We start from the raw sequence: 20,752 nt of genomic DNA, 5'->3' as shown, positions 1-20,752 counted from the left end.
AAAATGTACGATATGTCCATAAGCTTCACAGCCTTTGATGAAATCGCTATCATTTAACTACAGATAATAGTTGAGCGTTTACATCAAAGGGTGAGGGAGTTGATTTTTTATGAAAAGGATTTTGAAGAACCTGACATTTCAGGTAATTGCAGCTGTCATTATCGGGATCATTGTCGGGATGGTTTGGCCAAACGTCGGAAAAGAAATGAAGCCGCTTGGTGACACCTTTATCAATGCCGTTAAAATGGTCATTGCACCAATTATTTTCTTAACCATTGTTCTTGGTATTGCCAAGATGGGTGATATGAAAAAGGTTGGGAAAGTAGGGGGAAAAGCATTTATTTATTTTGAAGTTGTCACGACACTTGCTCTAGTCATCGGTCTTTTTGTGGTGAATATCATGAAGCCAGGTGCAGGTCTTGACTATAGCAAGCTTGAAAAAGGGGACGTTTCACAGTATACCCAAAATGGGGGACAGGGTATCGACTGGATGGAATTTGTTACACACATCGTGCCATCTAACATGGTTGATGCTTTCGCAAAGGGTGATATTTTACAGGTCTTATTCTTCTCTATTTTATTCGGTGTTGCGCTCGCTGCTCTTGGCGAGAAGGGGAAAGGCATCATCGAATGGCTTGATAAGCTGTCACTTGTTTTCTTTAAAATCATTGGTTATATCATGCGTGCTGCGCCTCTTGGTGCATTTGGGGCGATGGCTTATACGATCGGACACTTTGGTTTGGCATCGATTAAACCGCTGGCGAGTCTGATGCTCTCCGTTTATATGACAATGTTCTTGTTCATCTTCATTGTACTGAACATTATTTGTAAAATGTATGGCTTCAGCTTGTTTAGCTATCTGCGATTTATCAAGGATGAAATTTTGATTGTACTTGGCACAAGTTCTTCAGAATCCGTGCTGCCAAGAATGATGGATAAAATGGAACGCTACGGGTGTTCTAAGTCTGTTGTCGGTCTTGTCATTCCAACAGGTTATTCCTTTAACCTAGATGGAACTTCCATCTATTTATCAATGGCCGTCGTCTTCTTGGCGCAAGTGTTTGGTGTAGACCTATCGATCGGTCAGCAGATCACCATTATCCTTGTGCTGATGCTTACATCAAAGGGAGCAGCTGGGGTGACAGGAAGCGGATTTATCGTGCTTGCATCTACACTTGCAGCACTTCAGGTCATTCCGTTAGAGGGTCTAGCACTGCTGCTTGGGGTTGACCGCTTCATGAGTGAAGGAAGAGCGATTACAAACCTCATTGGAAATGGAATCGCAACAATTGTTGTCGCGAAGAGTGAAGGTGAATTTGACGAAGCGAAGAGCAAAACAGCACTTCAGGAAATGCGGAATATGAAGCAGGCTGTTTAGTATAAAAACAACCAAAAACCGAAACCTTATGTTCTACATGGGTTCGGTTTTTTTATGTGAAAAAGAAAAACCAATAAAATTAATACAAATCGTAAGACCTCTTTGACCTTTTATTATATAATTTACAGAAAGATCCGATATAATGTATATCAGATACGATGAAAAATAGACTTTAGTCCTGGCAGGTGTGTAACGTAATGACGGCATTTTTAAAATTGTTCGAAAAACCCGGTGTTAAGCGGTTTTCAGTATTTGTAGTATTAGCCACAGCATTATATCTATTAAGAGGAATGATGAATTTAATTCTTTTGACCTTCATTTTCACCTTTTTGATGAATCGGTTGGAAGAGGTCATTAGAGGCTTTTTAAATCGCTTCCTGAAAATAGGACAGAAATCGGTCATTACCATTTTGTATATTCTTCTGGCTGGTGGATTAACATTTGGTGGATTCGTTTTTGTACCAATCATCGTCAAACAGGTAGAGCAGCTATTCCATTTAGGAAAGAAAATTGCAGATCACCCACAAGATTTACCCTTCTTTGACGTCATCACGAACGTATTCGGAGATTTCAAAATATCAGCTTTCTTTGAGAAAGGGTTTAATTTCCTCTATACATACATAACCGATTTCAGCACGTTCAGTATCCAGGTCATTATGTCCTTAATATTAAGCATGTTCTTCCTGTTCGAAAAAGAACGCCTCATTCAATTCATGAACAAGTTCAAAACGAGTAAAATCTCCGTATTCTATCATGAAATTGCCTTCTTTGGACGCAAATTTTCCCGAACGTTTGGAAAAGTACTCGAAGCACAGTTTATTATTGCAACCGTTAATTGTGTGCTAACGACCATTGCGCTAGGCATTATGGGCTTCCCGCAGTTATTTGGATTAGCGGTCATGGTCTTTTTGCTAGGCTTAATCCCAGTAGCGGGTGTGGTTATCTCTCTTATTCCACTCAGCATCATTGCGTATACACTCGGAGGCGGAATGTATGTCCTGTATATTGTGCTGGTGATTGTGATTATCCATGCTATTGAAGCATACTTCTTGAATCCGAAGCTCATGTCAGCTAAAACAGAACTCCCTATTTTCTTCACGTTTATTGTGCTGATCTTCTCTGAACACTATATTGGCATTTGGGGACTTATTATCGGTATCCCAATCTTTGTGTTTATTTTAGATATTCTTGAAGTGACAAATAGGGAAGAAAGTAATTAAAAAGTTCATATGAACCTGTTTACAATTTTCTAAAAATAAGGTATAAATGGTATGAAAATATCATATATCCACACGCTTAATCCTTCTAAAGGAATGGGGGACCCATGTTTTTGGGGTGAATTTTTCTTATCTGAGAAAAAAGGACATCTCTTCGTCCTAACCCGTCAGCTAACCTCATCAGCGTGAAGAGAGTAGACAGTGGTACACGTATGGACACGCAGGCCCACGAGAAAACTCTCTCGTGGGTCTTTTTGACGAGGAAGGGGAGATTTTATTGAAGCTGGCGACAAAAATTATTATTGCCCTTATTGTAGGTGCAATCACGGGACTTTTGCTTAACATTTTCGCTCCAAATGTATTCAAAACGTTAGACCCTTATCTATTCACACCTCTAGGTCAAATCTTTTTAAATCTAATCAAAATGCTAGTTGTACCGATCGTCTTCTTTTCCATTACACTTGGTGTGGCAGGCCTCGGCGATCCAAAAAAGCTTGGCCGAATTGGCGCAAAAAGCATCTTATATTTTCTACTGACCACAACATTCGCTATTATCATTGCGATGTCTTTGGCATTATTGATCAAACCAGGTTCCTTTGGTTCATTCGATACGAAAGGGGCAGAATACAAACCTCAAGAAGCACCATCTACGACCGACACTTTATTAAACATCATTCCATCAAATCCAGTTCAATCTTTAGTCGAGGGAAATATGCTGCAAATCATTGTATTCTGTGTTTTCTTAGGACTAGGAATTGCAGTGCTAGGTAAAAAGACAGAAGGATTACTCAAAATATTAGAACAAGGCAATGAACTCATGATGTACCTTGTAGGTGTGGTCATGAAATTTGCTCCATACGGAACATTCGGCTTAATTGTGACGGCAATTGGGAGTCAAGGTCTTGATGCCATTAAAGCCATGGGACTTTATTTTACAGTGGTGTTAGTAGCGCTATTGGTGCATTTCTTTCTCACTTACGGCTCAACGTTGGCTATATTTGCAAAAAGGAATCCATTTACATTCTTTAAAGACTTTTCACCTGCGATGGTCGTAGCCTTTAGTACGTCCAGCAGTAGTGCAGTTCTCCCTGTATCAATGGAAACCGCTCAAAAGAAATTAAAAGTACCTGAGCCGATCTCTAGTTTCGTACAGCCGTTAGGCGCTACGATCAATATGGATGGGACAGCGATTATGCAGGGGGTTGCAACCATTTTTATTGCTCAAGTGTTTGGTGTGGAGCTAACGCTGATGCAAATGCTCACAGTTGTATTAACGGCAGTATTAGCCAGTATCGGGACAGCCGGTGTACCAGGCGTTGGCTTGATCATGCTTGCGATGGTCTTGAATTCAGTTGGACTTCCTGTCGAAGGCATTGCGCTTATTCTTGGAATCGACCGCCTACTAGATATGGCAAGAACCGTTGTCAATATTACAGGTGACGCAGCATGTGCGGTGATCGTGACAGAAACCGAGAAAAAACATGAGAAAGATACAGCTGCACCGAATCTATCCATGTAATGTGAAAGAAGGGCTGACTTGATCAGCCTTTTTTTCATGGAGTCCCTTGTCCTGCGTGATATACTTTTAACAGAATGAGCGGCCATACATGCCGCCATAGGTTTACATCAGAAGGAGGAACCACTTTGCAGTCTGCTGTTTTAAAAGTAGAGAAAGTCGATAAACTAATTGGCCGGAAAATGATCTTGCAGGATATTTCTATAGACATTGGGCAAGGAGAAATTGTTGGATTACTTGGACCCAATGGGTCTGGAAAAACAACTTTGATTCGATTGATCGTTGGCTTGATGAAAAAAAACAATGGCAACATCATGATCAATGGATATTCACAAGATGAGGATTTTCTTAAAGCGATGTCATCTGTTGGTGCGGTCATAGAAAACCCAGAATTTTATTCGTATTTAACAGGCTTTGAAAACCTTGAAATGTATGCAGCGATGCACGATGGCGTGACGGAGGAACGCATTCAGGAAGTGGTGGAAAGAGTTCGTCTTGAGGATGCCATTCATCAAAAGGTCAAGACGTATTCACTAGGGATGAAACAAAGGCTTGGGATTGCACAAGCTATTTTGCATCGGCCAAACCTGCTCATTTTAGACGAACCGACAAATGGACTGGACCCCGCAGGAATGAAGGAATTCCGGGAGCACTTACAAATGCTTGTAAAGGAAGAAGGAACCTCGGTGTTATTTGCGACGCATTTATTGCATGAGGTAGAGGAGCTATGTGACCGCATGATTATCATTCAAAAGGGACAGATCAAAGCTAGTACTCATCTCCGGGATATGGAGGGGAAAGAGCAGGTGCTGATGAATATTCAGCCAGTAGAAAAGGCGGTCTCATGGCTTGACGCACACGACTATACATATGAACGAAATGGAGCGCGTGTACTGCTTCAACTGAACAAAGAACGTGTGCCAGAGCTGAACAAACAGCTTGTGCTGGCGGGGTTTGATGTACTTGAACTGATGCCTCAAAAGCAGTCAATTGAAGAGGCATTTATGAAATGGACGGAAGGCGGGACGACAGATGCTTAACCTCATCAAGAATGAGCATAAGAAAATCATGAAGAAAAAGATCACATTCATTGCTCTTTTATTGATCGTTGTATTTCAACTGGCCATGGCTCTAACCTTGAAACGAGTCATATCAAGCTTTGGTGGACAAGACACAGTCGCGAACTATTTTGCTTATTCAACGAACGTCGTGTTTATTTTGCAGGTACTTGCTGTTGTTATTGGCGCGACCTTGATCTCAACAGAGTTTCAGAAAAGGACGATCAAGTTTCTATTGATCCGGCCAAAAACAAGACTGCACATTTTTCTGTCAAAATACATCACACTTGTGCTGACAGTCATTTATTTGTTTGTTTTTTATTATGTTTTGGCTTTTCTATTTGGTCTTATTTTCTTCGGTACTGATTTTGATGAAAGAACGGGGCAATTATTTCAGCATACGTTTGCCGTCATTGGATCTCAGTGGGTGGAAGTGATCATGATGGCAAGCTTTGCTTTTATGTGTTCCAGTTTGTTTAGAAACAGTCTTGTTGCCCTTGTGACCTCGTTTTTTGTTTTATATGCGGCGAAATCTCTTGTACCCATCATGTCTCTCTTAGAAAATCAGTGGGGGAAAATCCTCCTTTTCGCGAATACGGACTTTACTCAGTACAGCTTTCAAGGACCGCCGCCTTTTGATGGGATGAGCATTCTGTTTTCTCTATTTATAGTAGGGGCGCATTTTGTTTTCTTTATTGGATCGGCTTGGATTCTTTTTTGGAAACGTGATGTAAATGTGTAAAAATTGTGTCAAATAACAAGAAAAATTCGTGACATCTTTGTGAAAACGAGTCTGTATTTCACGATAACCGGCTGATTTTGTCTTATAATAAGAAGGAGTCATGGAGGTGGCACTATCGTGAAAAATTTCATTACGGCTTTACCAATTTTGTTGCTGCTGTCGTTTTCGTTTGTGTCTTTTGCCTTCCAGTTTGATCACCTTGTTTATTTCAGACTAGCGCTGGGGATCTTTTCGTTAGCGGGTCTTTTCTTTCTGTATACACTTAAAAGAAACATGAAATGGTTCATGGTCTATTTATATGCGAGCTGGATCGTTCTTGCTGCCGTCACAACATTTGAGGAACCAGTCTTTTCTCAATTTTTCTTCGGTGGTTTAACGATGACAATGGGTTATCTCACATATATGCTCATTTATTTAGGAATGAAGCAGGACCGTGTAGCGAAATCACATTAAAACAAAAGCCGATAAAATCGAATAACAGATTTTATCGGCTTTTTTATTTAGTTGAAGCAGACAAAAGAGCAGTCAGTGATGACTGCTCTCTAATAGTTATGATTCACGCCCAGCAGCTGCAAGCTGCTTCTGGTGTTTTTTGTCGATGGTTTCGTAAATACTTTCCATCATTTGAGGATCGCGCATGATGGCCTTTTTGTTCTCTTCAATCAATTGCTGATAGGTTTTAATTTTCTTCTTAGACATGTGACTTATCGCTCCCTTATTAGAATGGACGTCTATAGGATTTCACATAGATGAAATTGATAATCATTTTCAATTAGCAACTCCATTATACAAAGACAAATGTCAGAAGTAAAGATTCAATTCAGAAAATTCACGTAACCGACATATTCCAAGCTGGTTCGACGCTGCATTCTTTCCCAGGAAATAATTTTGTCATGACTTGTCGTAAGTGAAACATCAATTTGAAACGTTTTGGCTGTGCAGCTCGTCTTATGAAGAGATTTAAAAAGAAAAAAGACATCAGCAAGAGTTTGCTGATGTCCTTCGTTTCATCAATTATGAAACGTGCTCTTGAAGAAACTCTGTCACTTCTTCAGGCGATTTTGCGTTTGCACTGTGTAAATGACCTGTTTTTTCACCATTTTTGAAAATTAACAGGCTTGGAATGCCCATTACCTGATACGTTTCAGCTAATTCTGGGAAATCATCTTTATTTATTTCAAACCATTCATGGTGAGCATAGGCTTCTAGGATGTCTGGAATGAACATGTCCATTCTTGTGCAGTCAGGACACCATGTTGCAAAAAATTTAACGATGACTTCTTTGTCTGATTGAATAATTTCATTGAATTGTTCAGTACTTGTGATTTTTTTCAATTTGTCACAACTCCTTTTCAATGTCATTTTAATATAAAATAAAGGCGAATGACATACAAATGCTCGGGAGGCGCTTACAACCTTTACAAATCATTTCAATTACGTAACAACAAAAATTAATTAGAGCATTTTTGCCTGAAAGTGATAAGATAGTAAAGATGAATTTTAGTGGGGGGAGTATCCATTGAAAATAAGTTTAGGATTGATTTACGGCGGAAAGTCAGCCGAACATAATGTATCACTGCAAACAGCCCTTGCAGTTACAAAAGCACTTAACACTGAGAAGTTCGATATACATCCAATTTATATTACAGAAGAGGGTGAATGGTTAAGAGGAGAAAAACTCACTGAACCAGTATCAAACGTCAAAATGCTTCAATTTGAACAGACCGCAAAGACGTTTTTACCAACTTCTTTAAATGAAAGCATGTTTCCACAGCCTGCATCGGCTGATGAGAAAATTGATGTTGTCTTCCCGTTGCTGCACGGACCAAATGGAGAAGATGGCACAATGCAAGGATTACTTGAACTGTTAAATATCCCGTATGTCGGCAACGGCGTTCTCGCGTCTGCCGCGGGTATGGATAAAGTCATGATGAAAGATGTTTTTGCACAAGCAGGACTTGCACAAGCAAAGCACCTTTCTTTCAATAAAAAAGACTACGAGAAAGCGACACGAGACAGCTTAGAACAGGTTGAAAAAGTACTGGGCTACCCATGCTTTGTGAAACCTGCCAACATGGGATCAAGTGTTGGAATTAGCAAATGCCGCAGCAAAGAAGAACTGCAGACTGCATTTGACCTCGCTTTCCAATATGATCGTCGTGTGGTCGTAGAAGAAGGCGTCGTTGGAAGAGAAATCGAGATTGGTGTATTAGGCAATGATGAGCCGAAATGCTCTGTCGTTGGTGAGATTGCACCTAAAACAGATTTTTATGATTACAAAGCAAAATATGAAGATGGCGATACAGATTTGATCATTCCGGCGAGTGTGTCAGAGGATGAATATAAGACCATTCATGACATGGCAATTAAGGCATTTAAAGCCCTCGATGGATCTGGTCTCGTACGTGCAGACTTCTTCCTTACAGAAAAAGGTGAAGTGTTGATCAATGAAGTGAATACAATGCCTGGATTCACACCATTTAGTATGTTCCCATTACTTTGGAAGCACACTGGTGTAGAGTATCCAGAGTTAATTGAAAAGCTGGTGTCACTTGCAATTGAACGCCATCGAGAAAAACAAACCATTAAAACAACTTTTTAATGTGAGCAGCAAGCAGACACTATCCTTAGGTAGTGTCTCTTTTCCTTCAAACGTGAAATGAGAAAGAGAGGCGAAAAATCATGATCAAACGTACAGTGAAACAAATCGCCCAAATGGCTGGTGGAACCCTATCTAATCAAGCTTTTGGCGAAGAACAGATTCACGGAGTGACAACAGATACACGAAAAGTATCAAACGGCGCCCTGTTTATCCCGCTTATCGGAGAACATTTTAACGGTCACACATTTGCTTCAAAAGCAGTGGAGCTAGGAGCCTCAGCTGTTCTTTGGAATCAAAAAGAAGCCAATCCGCCAGAAGGCGTTCCAGTAATTCTTGTAGAGGATACACTAGCTGCGCTTCAACAGCTGGCGAAATCATACTTAAAAGAAGAAAACCCTCGTGTTGTCGGTATTACAGGAAGTAATGGGAAAACCACAACGAAAGACATGATTCATTCCGTCTTGCAAACAGCGTATCGAGTTCATAAAACAGACGGTAACTTTAATAATCATATCGGTCTTCCGCTCACCATTCTTGCAATGCCAGAAGGAACCGATATTGCAGTTTTGGAGATGGGCATGAGTGCAAAAGGCGAAATCGAATTTTTATCAAATCTCGCTGAGCCGGATGCGGCAGTCATCACAAATATCGGGGAATCACATATGCAAGATTTAGGATCAAGAGAAGCCATTGCTGATGCCAAATGTGAGATCGTCAAAGGGTTAAAAGAAGACGGCATCTTTTATTACTTAGGTGATGAGCCTTTGCTTCGCGAAAGAGCAAGTTCACTTTCTCAGCGTGTAAAAACCTTTGGAGAAGCAGAGGACTGTGATATTAAGGTAACGCACATCAACCAGCTTGCAGAAGGAACAGAATTTCAGGTCGAAGGGTATGCCCAAGGTTTTCTCATTCCTGTATTAGGGAAACATAATGTGAAGAATGCACTTGCTGCTATTGCTATAGGCCAGCATTTTGGGCTGAATGAAAGACAAATAGCCCAGGGACTGATGCAAACGAAGTTGACGGGGATGCGTCTTGAGCTGTTTAAAACAGATAAAGGAATCACTGTCATTAATGATGCGTATAATGCAAGTCCTACTTCTATGAAAGCAGCCATTGATCTAGTGGGTGATATGGACGGCTTCGCCAATCGTATTCTTGTACTTGGAGATATGCTCGAAATGGGCAGCGAAGAAGAAACGTATCATTATGAACTTGGCCGTTACATCAAGCCGGAATTTATTGATCATGTCATGACGTATGGCCGTCTAGGTGCATTCATTGCTGAAGGAGCGAAAAAATCATTCGGGGCTGAGCACGTATTCTCCTTTATGGACAAAGAGGACCTGAAGAAAAAACTAGCTGAAGTGGCAGGGCCTGACGATGTTGTGCTTGTCAAAGCCTCACGCGGTATGAAATTGGAAGAAGTCATTACTGCACTATAAAAGTGAGAAGGTGACAGAATGATTGGCTGTTTATGTATCCACGGTTTTACGGGTGCCCCTTATGAAGTAGAACCGCTGGCGCAATATTTAAAACAGACGGCAGATTGGGAAGTGCAGTCTGTCACGCTTCCGGGGCATGGGGATGAGCTTCAGTTAAAAGGCATTCTTTATCAAGAATGGATAGCGACAGCTGAACTCGAACTTCTATCCCTTTATCGAACTTGTGACACCGTGTATTTGATCGGCTTTTCTATGGGCGGAATGATTGCTTCTTACTTAGCAGCGAAGTACCCAGTTGCCCGTCTCGTCCTATTAAGTGCTGCGGCTAAATATGTGAACCCAAAACAAATGATGCAAGACACAAGGCAGATGGTGAAGGAGTCCCTGTCAGGGATCATTGATACAAACCCTTTATATGATCGATATCGCCATAAGCTCACAAGCACGCCGCTGTCAGCCGCGATAGAATTTATGAAGCTGGTAAAGCAAACGAAGAATTCGCTTGAGAAGCTTCATCTACCTGTGTTAATTGTTCAAGGTGAAAGCGACGGAATTGTACCTGCTTCAAGTGCAGAATTTATTTATCATAAAGTCCCGTCTCGCCAGAAAGAAATGTTTTATTTGCCCGATTGTAAACATCATGTTTGTCATGAGCCATGTGCCCAGCAATTGTTTGAGAAAGTAGAACATTTTCTAAAAAAAGCAATTTAATATATAGAAAAGCTAAATTGTGGCTAAACTAATATAAATTGAATCCCACTTGTTAAAATTTGCATCATTTTTGTCGAATGAGTGACAGGCATATGGTACAATAGGAAAGAAAAGGTGGTTGATTCGGTTGTTTCAATATGACGGAAAAACCTTTATCCCGCAGTCTAATTCGAGTAACGGAGAAGTATCAGCAGGAACCATATTTCAATATCGTCAGGACGGGAATATATTAACGGGCACATATCAAGGCGGCAGTATCATATCTGGCGTACTTGTAGGAACTGTGAATGAGGATGGAACACTTCATTTTAGATACCACCATGTAAGCAAGGACGGCAGTATGAGAAGCGGGACTTGCAATTCCACTCCAAAGCAGCTGGATAACGGAAAAATTCAACTGTTTGAAAAGTGGAAATGGATGGACGGAGATCAAAGTGAAGGTGAATCTGTCATTGTAGAACAGTAGATATATCCATTTCTGTCTTGTTGAAAAACAAATAGTGTAATGGTAAGATATAAGGTAGGGTAATTCGGGCTTTGTATATAATGGACCTGTCCTTTCAGAAAAGGGCAGTTTTTAATGATCATTCACGAGATTACTGAAACAGCAATTAGAAGGAGTTTGAATAAATTGACTATAACGTTTCAAGATTTTCAATTAAGCGAAAGTCTCATGAAGGCTATTAACCGCATGGGATTTGAAGAAGCAACACCGATTCAAGCAGAAACGATTCCTCTCGGTCTTCAAAATAAAGATGTCATCGGACAAGCACAAACAGGAACAGGAAAAACTGCAGCATTTGGTATTCCTCTGGTTGAAAAAATCGACCCAGCGTCTCCAAATATCCAAGCGATTATCATTGCGCCAACAAGAGAATTAGCGATTCAAGTATCTGAAGAGCTATATAAAATCGGCCAAGACAAGCGTGCACGCGTACTTCCTATTTACGGTGGACAAGATATCGGCCGTCAAATCCGTTCGCTCAAGAAAAATCCTCATATCATCGTAGGGACTCCAGGACGTTTACTCGATCACATTAACCGTCGTACAATGCGTCTTCAAAACGTTGAAACAGTTGTGCTAGATGAAGCAGACGAAATGCTAAACATGGGTTTCATCGAAGACATTGAAGCGATCCTTTCAAATGTACCAAGTGAACACCAAACACTTTTATTCTCTGCGACAATGCCTGCACCAATTAAGCGCATTGCAGAGCGTTTCATGACAAACCCAGAACACGTAAAAGTAAAAGCGAAAGAAATGACTGTATCTAACATCCAACAGTTCTATTTGGATATTCACGAACGTAAAAAGTTTGATACATTGACTCGTCTTCTTGACATTCAATCACCTGAGCTTTCAATTGTCTTCGGCCGTACGAAACGCCGTGTTGACGAATTGACTGAAGCACTTAACCTTAGAGGGTATACAGCTGAAGGAATTCATGGTGACCTGACTCAAGCAAAACGTATGGTTGCGCTTCGTAAATTCAAAGAGGGTTCAATCGATGTGCTTGTCGCAACAGACGTTGCAGCACGTGGACTTGATATCTCAGGCGTAACACACGTGTATAACTTTGACGTACCGCAAGATCCAGAAAGCTACGTGCACCGTATTGGACGTACAGGACGTGCTGGACGTACAGGTATGGCGATGACATTCATCACACCACGTGAAAAAGATATGCTTCGTGCGATTGAGCAAACGACTAAACGTAAAATGGATCGCATGAAAGAACCTACACTTGATGAGGCGATTGAAGGACAACAGCAAGTAACAGTTGACCGTCTACGCACAATCATCAGTGAAAACAACTTGAACTTCTACATGACAGCTGCTGCTGAATTGTTGGAAGATCATGATTCTGTAACAGTGGTTGCAGCTGCGATCAAAATGATGACAAAAGAGCCGGATGCAACGCCTGTTCGTTTAACAGATGAAGCACCGATGATTTCTAAACGTCATCGTAACAACCGCAGCTCTTCTAAACGCAGAGACGGCGGCGGTGGCGGAGGCTACCGTGGAAAAGGCAAGAACAGCCGTTCATCTTATGGTGATAAAAAGCGTTCTTCAAATGACCGCAATCGTTCTTCTAGCGATCGTCGTCAAAAGAAATCTTATAACAACTAACATACAAGAGCGAATCCTTTGCAGGGTTCGCTTTTTTTTTAACAGGCTGAAATTGAAACTTTTTAGGCTTTGTTACGTAATATATTGATAGAAAAGTAAGAGAATGGGGGAAGAATGTGAGAAAACAGCCGCAACGTCAAATTAGTTTAAATGGTTTAAAGGTATGGCGTCTTCAAAATGGAATTATCTCATTGATTTTCTTACTCATCATCATTGGGGTATTTGTTGCCAGCTACTATTTTCAATGGCCATATTGGATTGGAGCGATTCTTTCTGGTTTATGGGTCTTACAGGTCATTTTTGGCATTTGGCTCATACCAAAAATCCGCCACCACATCTGGCGCTACGAAGTATTCGAAAATGAAATTGAAATACAGCATGGACTCATTCGCGTCACACGTGTCATTGTGCCAATGGTTCGTGTTCAGCATGTTGATACATCGCAAGGGCCGCTTTTAAGGCACTACCGTTTGGCCTCTGTTCAAATTTCGACTGCTGCCACAGTTCATGATATACCGGCGCTAGAATTAGAAGAGGCAGATGAGCTTCGTGATTACATATCTCGTTTAGCAAGGGTGACGGAAGATGATGTCTGAACCAAAACGTGTACATCCCATTTCGATGTTCATTGATTTTATATCAGATGCTGTATCCATGATCAAAAACTTCATTATCCCTTTTTTCGTGTTGATTTTTGTGAACTCGAATTCGAGCATTCGCTTTTATGCATTTATCATTCTTGGTGTGCTTCTTTTGTGGAAAGCCGTTTTTACCATTTTAGAATGGAGACGATTCACTTACCGGATGGAGGACGATGAATTTCGTGTGGAATCGGGTGTGATTACGAAAAAGAAAAAATATATCTCGTTAGAACGAATTCAAACGGTTAATACAAGTGAAGGCATTTTTCAGCGGATTTTCGGTTTAGTGCGGGTTCAAATCGAAACGGCAGGCGGAACGGATGGTCCAGAAGTGAGCCTGACCGCGATTACAAAAGCAGAAGCGGAACAATTAAAGCAGTCGATTTTCAACCGGAAGAAAAGCTTGCAGGAAGAAGAAATGACGGATGAAGCAGGTGATCTGATTGGCCATTTGACTGCGCAAAAACCTATGCAGGAAGAAATCAATGTCTCCTATCGTATGGGTGTGCCAGAATTGCTTTTGGCTGCGACCACTTCAAGCGGTATCGGTGTCATTATCTCAGGGTGTCTCGCCATCTACACGCAAATAGATGAAATTCTCCCTTTGGACGGGTTCTTCAAGCAGTTCTCTTTTTTAAGCCATGCGAGCATTGAAATCTATGCGATTTTGATATTTCTTGCCGTATTGATCGCTTGGATCTTGAGTGTTGGGGTAACAGCACTTCAGTATGCGAATTTTGCTGCAAAACGAAAAGGGAATGACATCATCATTACAAGAGGGCTCATCGAGAGACATCAAATGACCATTCCACTTGCGAGAATTCAAGCAGTGAAAATCAAAGAGAATATGATCCGTGAGCCTTTTGGTTTTGCGACAGTGATGCTTGTTAGTGCAGGAGGTTCGATTACAGAGAAAGAAACCTCTTCCGTCTTATTTCCGCTCATTCGGAAGAAAAAAATAAATGAATTGCTGACACAATTCACCGATCATTATCATGTAGCACCAGAAACAGAGCTGAAAAAAGTGCCAAAGCGTTCACTCAAACGCTACCTGATCTCATATGGCTTTGTGCCGTTACTTGCAGGTGTCATCCTGTCGGTACGCTTTCCGCCATGGGGGTATTTGGGACTCATTCCGTTACCGCTTGCTCTATTCTTCGGCTATTTAGCTTATAAACAATCAGGATATACAATCAAAGATTCATTGATTCAAATGACATCAAGAGGCATTGGCAAGACCACTGGCATTGTCCTTAGAAAACGAATGCAAAACTATACGATGACGCAATCTTTTTTCCAAAAGAAAGGCCGGGTCGCAAGTATTCACACCTTTGTGAAATCCTCTGCGCTGCTTGATTCCTTTGGTGTGCATCACCTTGAGGAAGAAGATGCGGCACGTGTATTTGATTGGTATTCATATGAAAAAAATCAATCGTCTTAAACGAAAAATGTCGATCAGCTCCAGCTTAAGGAGGATCGACATTTTTTATGAGATTAATAGCGTCTTTTTTTCGAATGGAAAAGCAGCGTAATCGGTGCTAGAAGCATACCGCCAATCAATCCAAATAAGTGAGCCATGATATTGATGTTCGAATTGACGAACGTCATGATAACAGAAACAGCAAGAATCGTTAAAATCACTTGTGAATTGCCGCGGTCCATCATGTGCGGTTTAAATAGGACAAGGTATAAATAAACCCCAAACAAACCGAAAATCGCACCAGAAGCGCCAACGTGTACATACTCCAAAGGCTCCACCCAATAGGTTCCGAGATTGCCAATGAACCCTGCACCAAGATAAATGATCAGAAATCGAACCTTCCCAAGCAAAAGTTCAAGCGCTGGGGCGAATAAGAAAAGGGACATGGAATTAAATAAAATATGCGTGAGACTTCCGTGAAGAAAAATAGGTGTAACGAGACGCCACCATTCCCCAGCCGCTACACCATAATTGAAACCGACGAGATGATCCTGTCCAAGCTGTATAATAGGGATAGGAACCGCAAATATAAGCCACAGGCCAATTTGTAAAGCAAGGATCGCTGTTACGATTGGATACGATCTAATAAATTGTTGAAAGCTCTCCGTTCGAATAAACATAACAAACCCCTTTTGACTAGATAATGGTAAGTTTATAGTAACACGTTTATGAAGCGAACACTTAAATTAGTACGAGTATCATAGGAGGTACCTCATGATTAAAGGAATAGGCATTGATATTGTAGAGATCGACCGTCTTTCGCGAGTGCTCAGCAGACAGCCTCGTTTACCGGAACGCATTTTGACTTTAAGTGAACAGGACGTCTTTCGTACACTGAGTGAAAAAAGACAGCTGGAATTTTTGGCAGGCCGCTTTGCGGCAAAGGAAGCTTTCGCTAAAGCATACGGAACAGGAATCGGTCAGCATTTAAGCTTTCATGACATAGACATTCTAAAAGACGATAATGGAAAACCCTTCATCAAAAGCGAGAAAGCGGAGGGAGATCAGGTTCATGTGTCCATTACCCATACAAAGGAATATGCTGCTGCACAAGTTTTAATTGAAAGGTTGTCAAGCTAGTCTGCATATTGTTTGTCCCCCCTTCATATATTGGGTAGTGCGATAAGGAAGGGCGAGTTGCTAACAGGCTTTGATGGTTCGCGGTACGCAGTTAACTCTTGAGGCGTACTGTTAAAGTCAAACAAGCGGTTTCTTCCTTTTAACACAATTAACGAAGGGGTTGAAAAGGGTGAGAAAAAGCTTTGTTTTGCTTGTAACGGGAATCCTTTTTGTACTGATTCTCTCCGCATGCGGTCAAAAATCTCAGCAAGATATCGTTGGAGATTTAAACAAAAAGGCAGAGGAAATGACATCATACAAAGCCAAAGCAAAAATGACCATTGAGACAGGAAATGACCCGCAGGAGTACCAGGTAGAAATTTGGTACAAAAAGCCGGAGCTTTACCGTGTCTATTTAGAAAATCCGAAAAAGGATCAGAGTCAAGTCATTTTAAGAAATGGCAATGGTGTGTTTGTGCTGACACCTTCATTGAACAAGAGCTTCCGTTTCCATAGTGATTGGCCGAATAATAGCAGTCAGGTCTATTTATTCGAATCACTTGTGAAGGATATTAAAAATGACAGCGCAGCTCAGTTCAAAGCGAAAGAGTCAAAGTATGTGTTCGAAACGAAGACCAATTATCAGCACAACCAAATGCTGCCTACCCAAGAGATTACCTTTCATAAGAAAACAATGGCGCCTGCCAGTGTGAAAGTGCTGGATAGCGACAAAAAGCCAATGGTGAAAGTGGAATTCTCTCACTTTGAATTCAATAAATCCTTTGACAAAGATGCATTTGATGAGAAGAAAAACATGACACTCTCTCAAATGGATGTTGCCACAAGTGCAGACCCATCTGACAGCTTTGCGGTGAAAACACCAGTTGATATGCCAGAAGGCGTGAAGAAGATGGAAGAGAAAGAAATGACGACAGATGCTGGGAAGCGTTATGTGATTACGTACGGCGGCAAGAAATCCTTCACACTCATTCAGGAAAAAGCGCGAGTAGCTGAAGCATCTACGCCTGTCACGATGAACGGCGAGCCGGTCGATCTTGGTATGACAGTAGGGGTTCTGACAGATCAATCCCTCTCATGGACATCTGACGGAGTTGACTACTTAATTTCCTCAAGTGATCTATCGAAAGAAGAGCTGTTGATGGTCGCAAAGAGTGTAGAAGGCCAGTCAGCTAAATAAATGAGATTCTCAGGCAGAAAGCCATGATAAATGAAGCATCAGCCCTGTGCAAGGGCTGATTTTCTTTGATTTGTTTCACATTATTCTTGATTTTTAGTATCATATGAAGGGATTGAATCATTCAATAGGGAAGTGTGACTGATGGACACAAATGCCTTTTATAGAGACACATGGGCAGAAATTAATTTAACCGCAATCAAGCACAATGTTTCACATATGAAAGATCATATCGGTCAAAATGTTCAATTGATGGCCGTTGTGAAAGCCAATGCATATGGACATGGAGATATAGAAGTGGCAAGAGCTGCCCTCAAAGCAGGAGCAGACTTGTTAGCTGTCGCCTTTTTAGATGAGGCCATTTCTTTAAGAAATCAAGGCATTAAAGCACCGATTCTTGTACTCGGCGCAGTACCGCCGGAGTATGTCAAAACCGCTGTTCGATACAATGTGATCATGACCGCTTACTCCATAGAGTGGCTGAGGGAAGTCGCCCATATGGTGAAAGGGCAGATGGGACAACCCATTCGTTTTCATTTGAAAATAGACAGCGGAATGAACCGTTTAGGTGTGAAAACTTTAGAGCAAGTCAGCGAAGTAAAGAAGCTTGTCAGCGAGCATGCTTATTTACAGCTGGAAGGTGTATTTACTCACTTTGCGACCGCGGATGAAAAGGATGAGAACTATTTTGATCGGCAGGTCGACACCTTTCAAACCCTGCTTCAGCCTCTTCATACGGAAAAGCTGCTCGTTCATTGTGCCAATAGTGCAGCGGGTTTAAGGTTTAAAGAAGTGTTATTTAATATGGTTCGCTTCGGCATCAGTATGTACGGGCTGTCACCATCAGAGGAAATCAAAGATGAACTTCCTTTCAAGCTGGAAGAAGCCATGTCTCTTCATACAAAGCTCGCCCATGTGAAGCTCATTCAAAAGGGTGAGAGTGTCAGCTATGGGGCGACGTATACAGCCAATCAAGATACATGGATCGGTACGGTACCAGTCGGCTATGCAGACGGGTGGATCCGGAAGCTGGCAGGCACGGAAGTACTTGTTGGCGGAAAGCGCCGGAAGATTGCCGGAAGGGTATGTATGGATCAATTCATGGTTGAACTGAAAGAGAACTTTCCAGCAGGGGAGCCAGTCGTTTTGATTGGTGGACAAGGTGAAGAAATGGTATCAGTCGATGAAATTGCAAAAAGGCTTGAAACCATTAACTATGAAGTCACATGCTCCATTGGCCACCGCGTCCCAAGAGTATATATAGAGGACGGCAAAAAGGTGCATGTGCGGAATCCGCTGCTTCAAGGCGGGTCAAGCTTTTTCTAAGCAGTTTTCACAGGAACGATCGTCAAACTGACATCGTTCCTTTTTATTCTACAAAGAAGGGGTAAACATTCTCCCTTTTTTAGAGATTTTGGAAATACCGTATGATTTTCGAAAAAAAGCGTATAATGTGAAAGAGGAACTCCATTATCATCTTTGATTTACGGGTGAACAGCCGCTTCATGTTCTAATAAGAAATCATGAAAAAACAGCTTTGCTTGCGCATTGAATAATGGTATGATTAGTCTTGGAATGGATCGAAACGGTATCCGTAAGTTTTGTGGAGGTGTATGTTTTTTGTCTGAATCCAGCGCAACAAACGAAATGAAGATTCGACTACCGGAGGCTTTGATGTCTGAAATCGAACGAGTAGCAGAGCAGGATAAGGTAACAAGAAATGAATTGATCTACCGAGCGACAAAAACGTATATTCGTGAACGTAATATTCGACAAAATCGTGAATCGATGAGACGCGGCTACATGGAGATGGCGAAAATTAATCTGAATATCTCTTCAGAGGCACAATACGCAGAATTTGAGGCTGAGAATACAGTTGAGCGATTAGTCAGCGGGGGTTAAACATTTGATTGTTAAACGCGGTGATGTTTACTTTGCTGATTTATCTCCTGTTGTTGGCTCCGAGCAGGGCGGGGTTCGCCCAGTATTGGTGATTCAAAATGACATTGGAAATCGCTTCAGCCCGACTGCTATCGTTGCAGCCATAACAGCCCAAATACAAAAAGCGAAATTACCGACTCACGTCGAAATTGATGCAAAGCGCTACGGCTTTGAGCGAGATTCTGTCATTCTCTTGGAGCAGATTCGTACAATCGATAAACAAAGATTGACAGATAAAATCACACATCTTGATGATGAGATGATGGAGAAGGTTGATGAAGCCTTACAAGTTAGTTTGGCTCTTATTGATTTTTAATATGGTGAGATTTGGTTGCTCTCTTGGGAGCAACTTTTTTTTGTGTTCAATTTTTATTAACGTTATAATGAAGAAAGACTAAAAGAAGTGCTGTTTATGTACGTAGGGGGTAAAACATGTCGAATCATATCGTGTTAGCTTTTGCAAGAGAGCATCGAGAGGAATTACAAAAAGAGTGGACGGACATTTTTAGACAACTCGGAGAAAAAGAAACGGACATGATGCTGAACGACAATATGTATGAAACCATCTGTTCGGAATATGTTCAATTAATCATTACATCTCTTTCAGAAGGGTATGCTGAAGATTTTGAAGAAAAAGTGCAAACTTTTGCTTTAAAAATTGTTCAAATGGGTATATCACTTAAGTTACTGGCAAATGGTCTAACAGAAATCCGTTCACATTTATATCAAAAAATGAACGATGACAAAGATACAACAGAAGAAAGTCATGACCTCATCTGGCAAATTGATCGATTCATCACACCTATTCATAACGAGATCTTAAACCAGTATTCCATCTCATGGGAGAAAACAGTCAACCTTCAAAAAATCGCGCTGCAGGAACTTTCTGCCCCGCTGATCCCAGTATTTGAGCACATTACCGTCATGCCGCTTGTTGGAACAATTGACACAGAACGTGCCAAAAAAATTATGGAGAATCTGCTCAACGGTGTCGTTAAACATCGCTCACAAGTCGTCTTAATTGATATTACGGGTGTACCTGTCGTTGACACAATGGTGGCGCATCATATCATTCAAGCATCAGAGGCTGTGAGATTAGTAGGTGCGAAGTGCTTGCTTGTCGGTATTCGTCCAGAAATAGCCCAAACCATTGTGAACCTTGGAATTGATTTATCTCAAGTTACAACAAAGAATACCCTTCAAAAAGGAATTCAAACTGCTTTGGAAATGACAAATCGAAAAATTGTTTCATTGGAGGGATAACCCAGTGAGAAATCACCCGAAGATTCCAATCTTAAAACTATATAACTGTCTTCTGATTTCGATACAGTGGGAGCTTGATGATCAAACAGCTCTCCACTTTCAAGAAGACTTGCTGAATAAAATTCATGAAACAGGAGCAAACGGTGTTGTCATTGACCTCACATCCGTTGACATGATTGATTCCTTTATTGCAAAGGTATTAGGTGATGTGATCACGATGTCCAAGCTCATGGGGGCAAAAGTTGTATTAACAGGAATACAGCCGGCAGTCGCTGTGACGCTGATTGAACTTGGAATATCGCTTGAAGAAATTCAGACAGCACTAGATCTTGAACAAGGGCTTGAGACACTGAAGCGGGAATTGGGGGAATAG

23 protein-coding genes and 1 riboswitch are annotated in these 20,752 nt (G+C 41.3%); of the genes, 20 read left to right on the top strand and 3 right to left on the bottom strand.

Features of this window, described 5'->3' with window-relative positions:
• Positions 1-109 precede the first annotated feature (109 nt).
• From dctP to JJ692_RS18610, 6 genes are all read left to right on the top strand, one after another.
• Entirely contained in the window at positions 110-1,378 is a 1,269-nt protein-coding gene (gene dctP / locus JJ692_RS18635; protein ID WP_073203933.1) for a C4-dicarboxylate transporter DctP, read from the top strand.
• 197 nt (positions 1,379-1,575) lie between these two features.
• On the top strand, positions 1,576-2,598 hold the full coding sequence (locus JJ692_RS18630) for an AI-2E family transporter (RefSeq protein WP_206534076.1): 1,023 nt from the start codon (positions 1,576-1,578) through the stop codon (positions 2,596-2,598).
• A 63-nt stretch (positions 2,599-2,661) separates the two neighbouring features.
• Positions 2,662-2,795: riboswitch (cyclic di-AMP (ydaO/yuaA leader) on the top strand.
• A gap of 77 nt (positions 2,796-2,872) precedes the next feature.
• Positions 2,873-4,114 carry a dicarboxylate/amino acid:cation symporter gene (locus tag JJ692_RS18625; protein WP_206534075.1) on the top strand — a complete coding sequence of 414 codons (1,242 nt, stop codon included), beginning with the start codon at positions 2,873-2,875 and terminating at the stop codon, positions 4,112-4,114.
• Positions 4,115-4,239: 125 nt separating this feature from the next.
• Positions 4,240-5,151 (top strand): ABC transporter ATP-binding protein, encoded by a 912-nt coding sequence (locus JJ692_RS18620; RefSeq protein ID WP_206534074.1) that lies wholly within the window; start codon positions 4,240-4,242, stop codon positions 5,149-5,151.
• Positions 5,144-5,911, top strand: coding sequence for an ABC transporter permease (locus JJ692_RS18615; protein WP_133744974.1), 768 nt, complete (start codon positions 5,144-5,146; stop codon positions 5,909-5,911). The genes JJ692_RS18620 and JJ692_RS18615 overlap by 8 nt, the downstream gene beginning before the upstream one ends.
• A gap of 117 nt (positions 5,912-6,028) precedes the next feature.
• Positions 6,029-6,364: a hypothetical protein gene (locus JJ692_RS18610; protein ID WP_017366657.1), complete on the top strand. Its 336-nt coding sequence runs from the start codon at positions 6,029-6,031 to the stop codon at positions 6,362-6,364.
• Between the two features lie 96 nt (positions 6,365-6,460).
• Here the strand turns inward: JJ692_RS18610 and fbpB are convergent, their stop codons facing one another.
• Positions 6,461-6,610, bottom strand: coding sequence for a Fur-regulated basic protein FbpB (fbpB, locus tag JJ692_RS18605; protein WP_065215285.1), 150 nt, complete (start codon positions 6,608-6,610; stop codon positions 6,461-6,463).
• 315 nt (positions 6,611-6,925) lie between these two features.
• A complete protein-coding gene (locus tag JJ692_RS18600; RefSeq protein ID WP_012008983.1) occupies positions 6,926-7,246 on the bottom strand; it encodes a thioredoxin family protein in 321 nt (106 codons plus the stop codon).
• Positions 7,247-7,430: 184 nt separating this feature from the next.
• Between JJ692_RS18600 and JJ692_RS18595 the strand changes: the two genes are divergently transcribed.
• The 7 genes from JJ692_RS18595 to JJ692_RS18565 all read left to right on the top strand — a co-directional run bounded on the left by JJ692_RS18595 (position 7,431) and on the right by JJ692_RS18565 (position 14,882).
• Positions 7,431-8,513: a D-alanine--D-alanine ligase gene (locus JJ692_RS18595; protein ID WP_151040825.1), complete on the top strand. Its 1,083-nt coding sequence runs from the start codon at positions 7,431-7,433 to the stop codon at positions 8,511-8,513.
• 80 nt (positions 8,514-8,593) lie between these two features.
• Positions 8,594-9,958, top strand: coding sequence for a UDP-N-acetylmuramoyl-tripeptide--D-alanyl-D-alanine ligase (locus JJ692_RS18590; protein ID WP_044334729.1), 1,365 nt, complete (start codon positions 8,594-8,596; stop codon positions 9,956-9,958).
• Positions 9,959-9,976: 18 nt separating this feature from the next.
• Positions 9,977-10,669 carry an alpha/beta hydrolase gene (locus tag JJ692_RS18585; RefSeq protein WP_024427369.1) on the top strand — a complete coding sequence of 231 codons (693 nt, stop codon included), beginning with the start codon at positions 9,977-9,979 and terminating at the stop codon, positions 10,667-10,669.
• Positions 10,670-10,796: 127 nt separating this feature from the next.
• Entirely contained in the window at positions 10,797-11,135 is a 339-nt protein-coding gene (locus JJ692_RS18580; protein ID WP_046313963.1) for an avidin-fold protein, read from the top strand.
• Positions 11,136-11,300: 165 nt separating this feature from the next.
• Positions 11,301-12,800, top strand: a complete 1,500-nt coding sequence (gene cshA, locus JJ692_RS18575) for a degradosome RNA helicase CshA (protein ID WP_024425382.1) — start codon at positions 11,301-11,303, stop codon at positions 12,798-12,800.
• A gap of 116 nt (positions 12,801-12,916) precedes the next feature.
• On the top strand, positions 12,917-13,396 hold the full coding sequence (locus JJ692_RS18570) for a PH domain-containing protein (protein ID WP_206534073.1): 480 nt from the start codon (positions 12,917-12,919) through the stop codon (positions 13,394-13,396).
• Positions 13,386-14,882, top strand: a complete 1,497-nt coding sequence (locus tag JJ692_RS18565) for a PH domain-containing protein (protein ID WP_206534072.1) — start codon at positions 13,386-13,388, stop codon at positions 14,880-14,882. The genes JJ692_RS18570 and JJ692_RS18565 overlap by 11 nt, the downstream gene beginning before the upstream one ends.
• Positions 14,883-14,935: 53 nt before the next feature.
• Here the strand turns inward: JJ692_RS18565 and JJ692_RS18560 are convergent, their stop codons facing one another.
• Entirely contained in the window at positions 14,936-15,541 is a 606-nt protein-coding gene (locus tag JJ692_RS18560) for a rhomboid family intramembrane serine protease (RefSeq protein ID WP_206534071.1), read from the bottom strand.
• Positions 15,542-15,635: 94 nt separating this feature from the next.
• On the opposite strand from JJ692_RS18560, the gene acpS reads away from it, so the two are divergent.
• The 7 genes from acpS to rsbS all read left to right on the top strand — a co-directional run bounded on the left by acpS (position 15,636) and on the right by rsbS (position 20,752).
• Complete coding sequence (acpS, locus tag JJ692_RS18555) at positions 15,636-16,001, top strand: holo-ACP synthase (RefSeq protein WP_024425385.1); 366 nt, start codon at positions 15,636-15,638, stop codon at positions 15,999-16,001.
• 160 nt (positions 16,002-16,161) lie between these two features.
• Positions 16,162-17,178, top strand: coding sequence for an outer membrane lipoprotein-sorting protein (locus JJ692_RS18550; protein ID WP_087975235.1), 1,017 nt, complete (start codon positions 16,162-16,164; stop codon positions 17,176-17,178).
• Positions 17,179-17,319: 141 nt separating this feature from the next.
• On the top strand, positions 17,320-18,501 hold the full coding sequence (alr, locus tag JJ692_RS18545) for an alanine racemase (RefSeq protein ID WP_206534070.1): 1,182 nt from the start codon (positions 17,320-17,322) through the stop codon (positions 18,499-18,501).
• A gap of 294 nt (positions 18,502-18,795) precedes the next feature.
• Positions 18,796-19,077 (top strand): hypothetical protein, encoded by a 282-nt coding sequence (locus JJ692_RS18540; RefSeq protein ID WP_003214273.1) that lies wholly within the window; start codon positions 18,796-18,798, stop codon positions 19,075-19,077.
• Between the two features lie 4 nt (positions 19,078-19,081).
• Positions 19,082-19,432 carry a type II toxin-antitoxin system endoribonuclease NdoA gene (gene ndoA / locus JJ692_RS18535; RefSeq protein WP_024425388.1) on the top strand — a complete coding sequence of 117 codons (351 nt, stop codon included), beginning with the start codon at positions 19,082-19,084 and terminating at the stop codon, positions 19,430-19,432.
• A 116-nt stretch (positions 19,433-19,548) separates the two neighbouring features.
• Complete coding sequence (locus tag JJ692_RS18530) at positions 19,549-20,379, top strand: RsbT co-antagonist protein RsbRA (protein WP_044334717.1); 831 nt, start codon at positions 19,549-19,551, stop codon at positions 20,377-20,379.
• A 4-nt stretch (positions 20,380-20,383) separates the two neighbouring features.
• Positions 20,384-20,752 (top strand): RsbT antagonist protein RsbS, encoded by a 369-nt coding sequence (rsbS, locus tag JJ692_RS18525; protein WP_003214235.1) that lies wholly within the window; start codon positions 20,384-20,386, stop codon positions 20,750-20,752.

It is taken from the genome of Bacillus sp. 3a (assembly GCF_017161885.1).
GTDB classification, from domain to species: domain Bacteria; phylum Bacillota; class Bacilli; order Bacillales; family Bacillaceae; genus Bacillus; species Bacillus safensis.
Note: the sequence above shows the minus strand (reverse complement) of the source record. Positions and strands in the feature narration are given on the sequence as shown.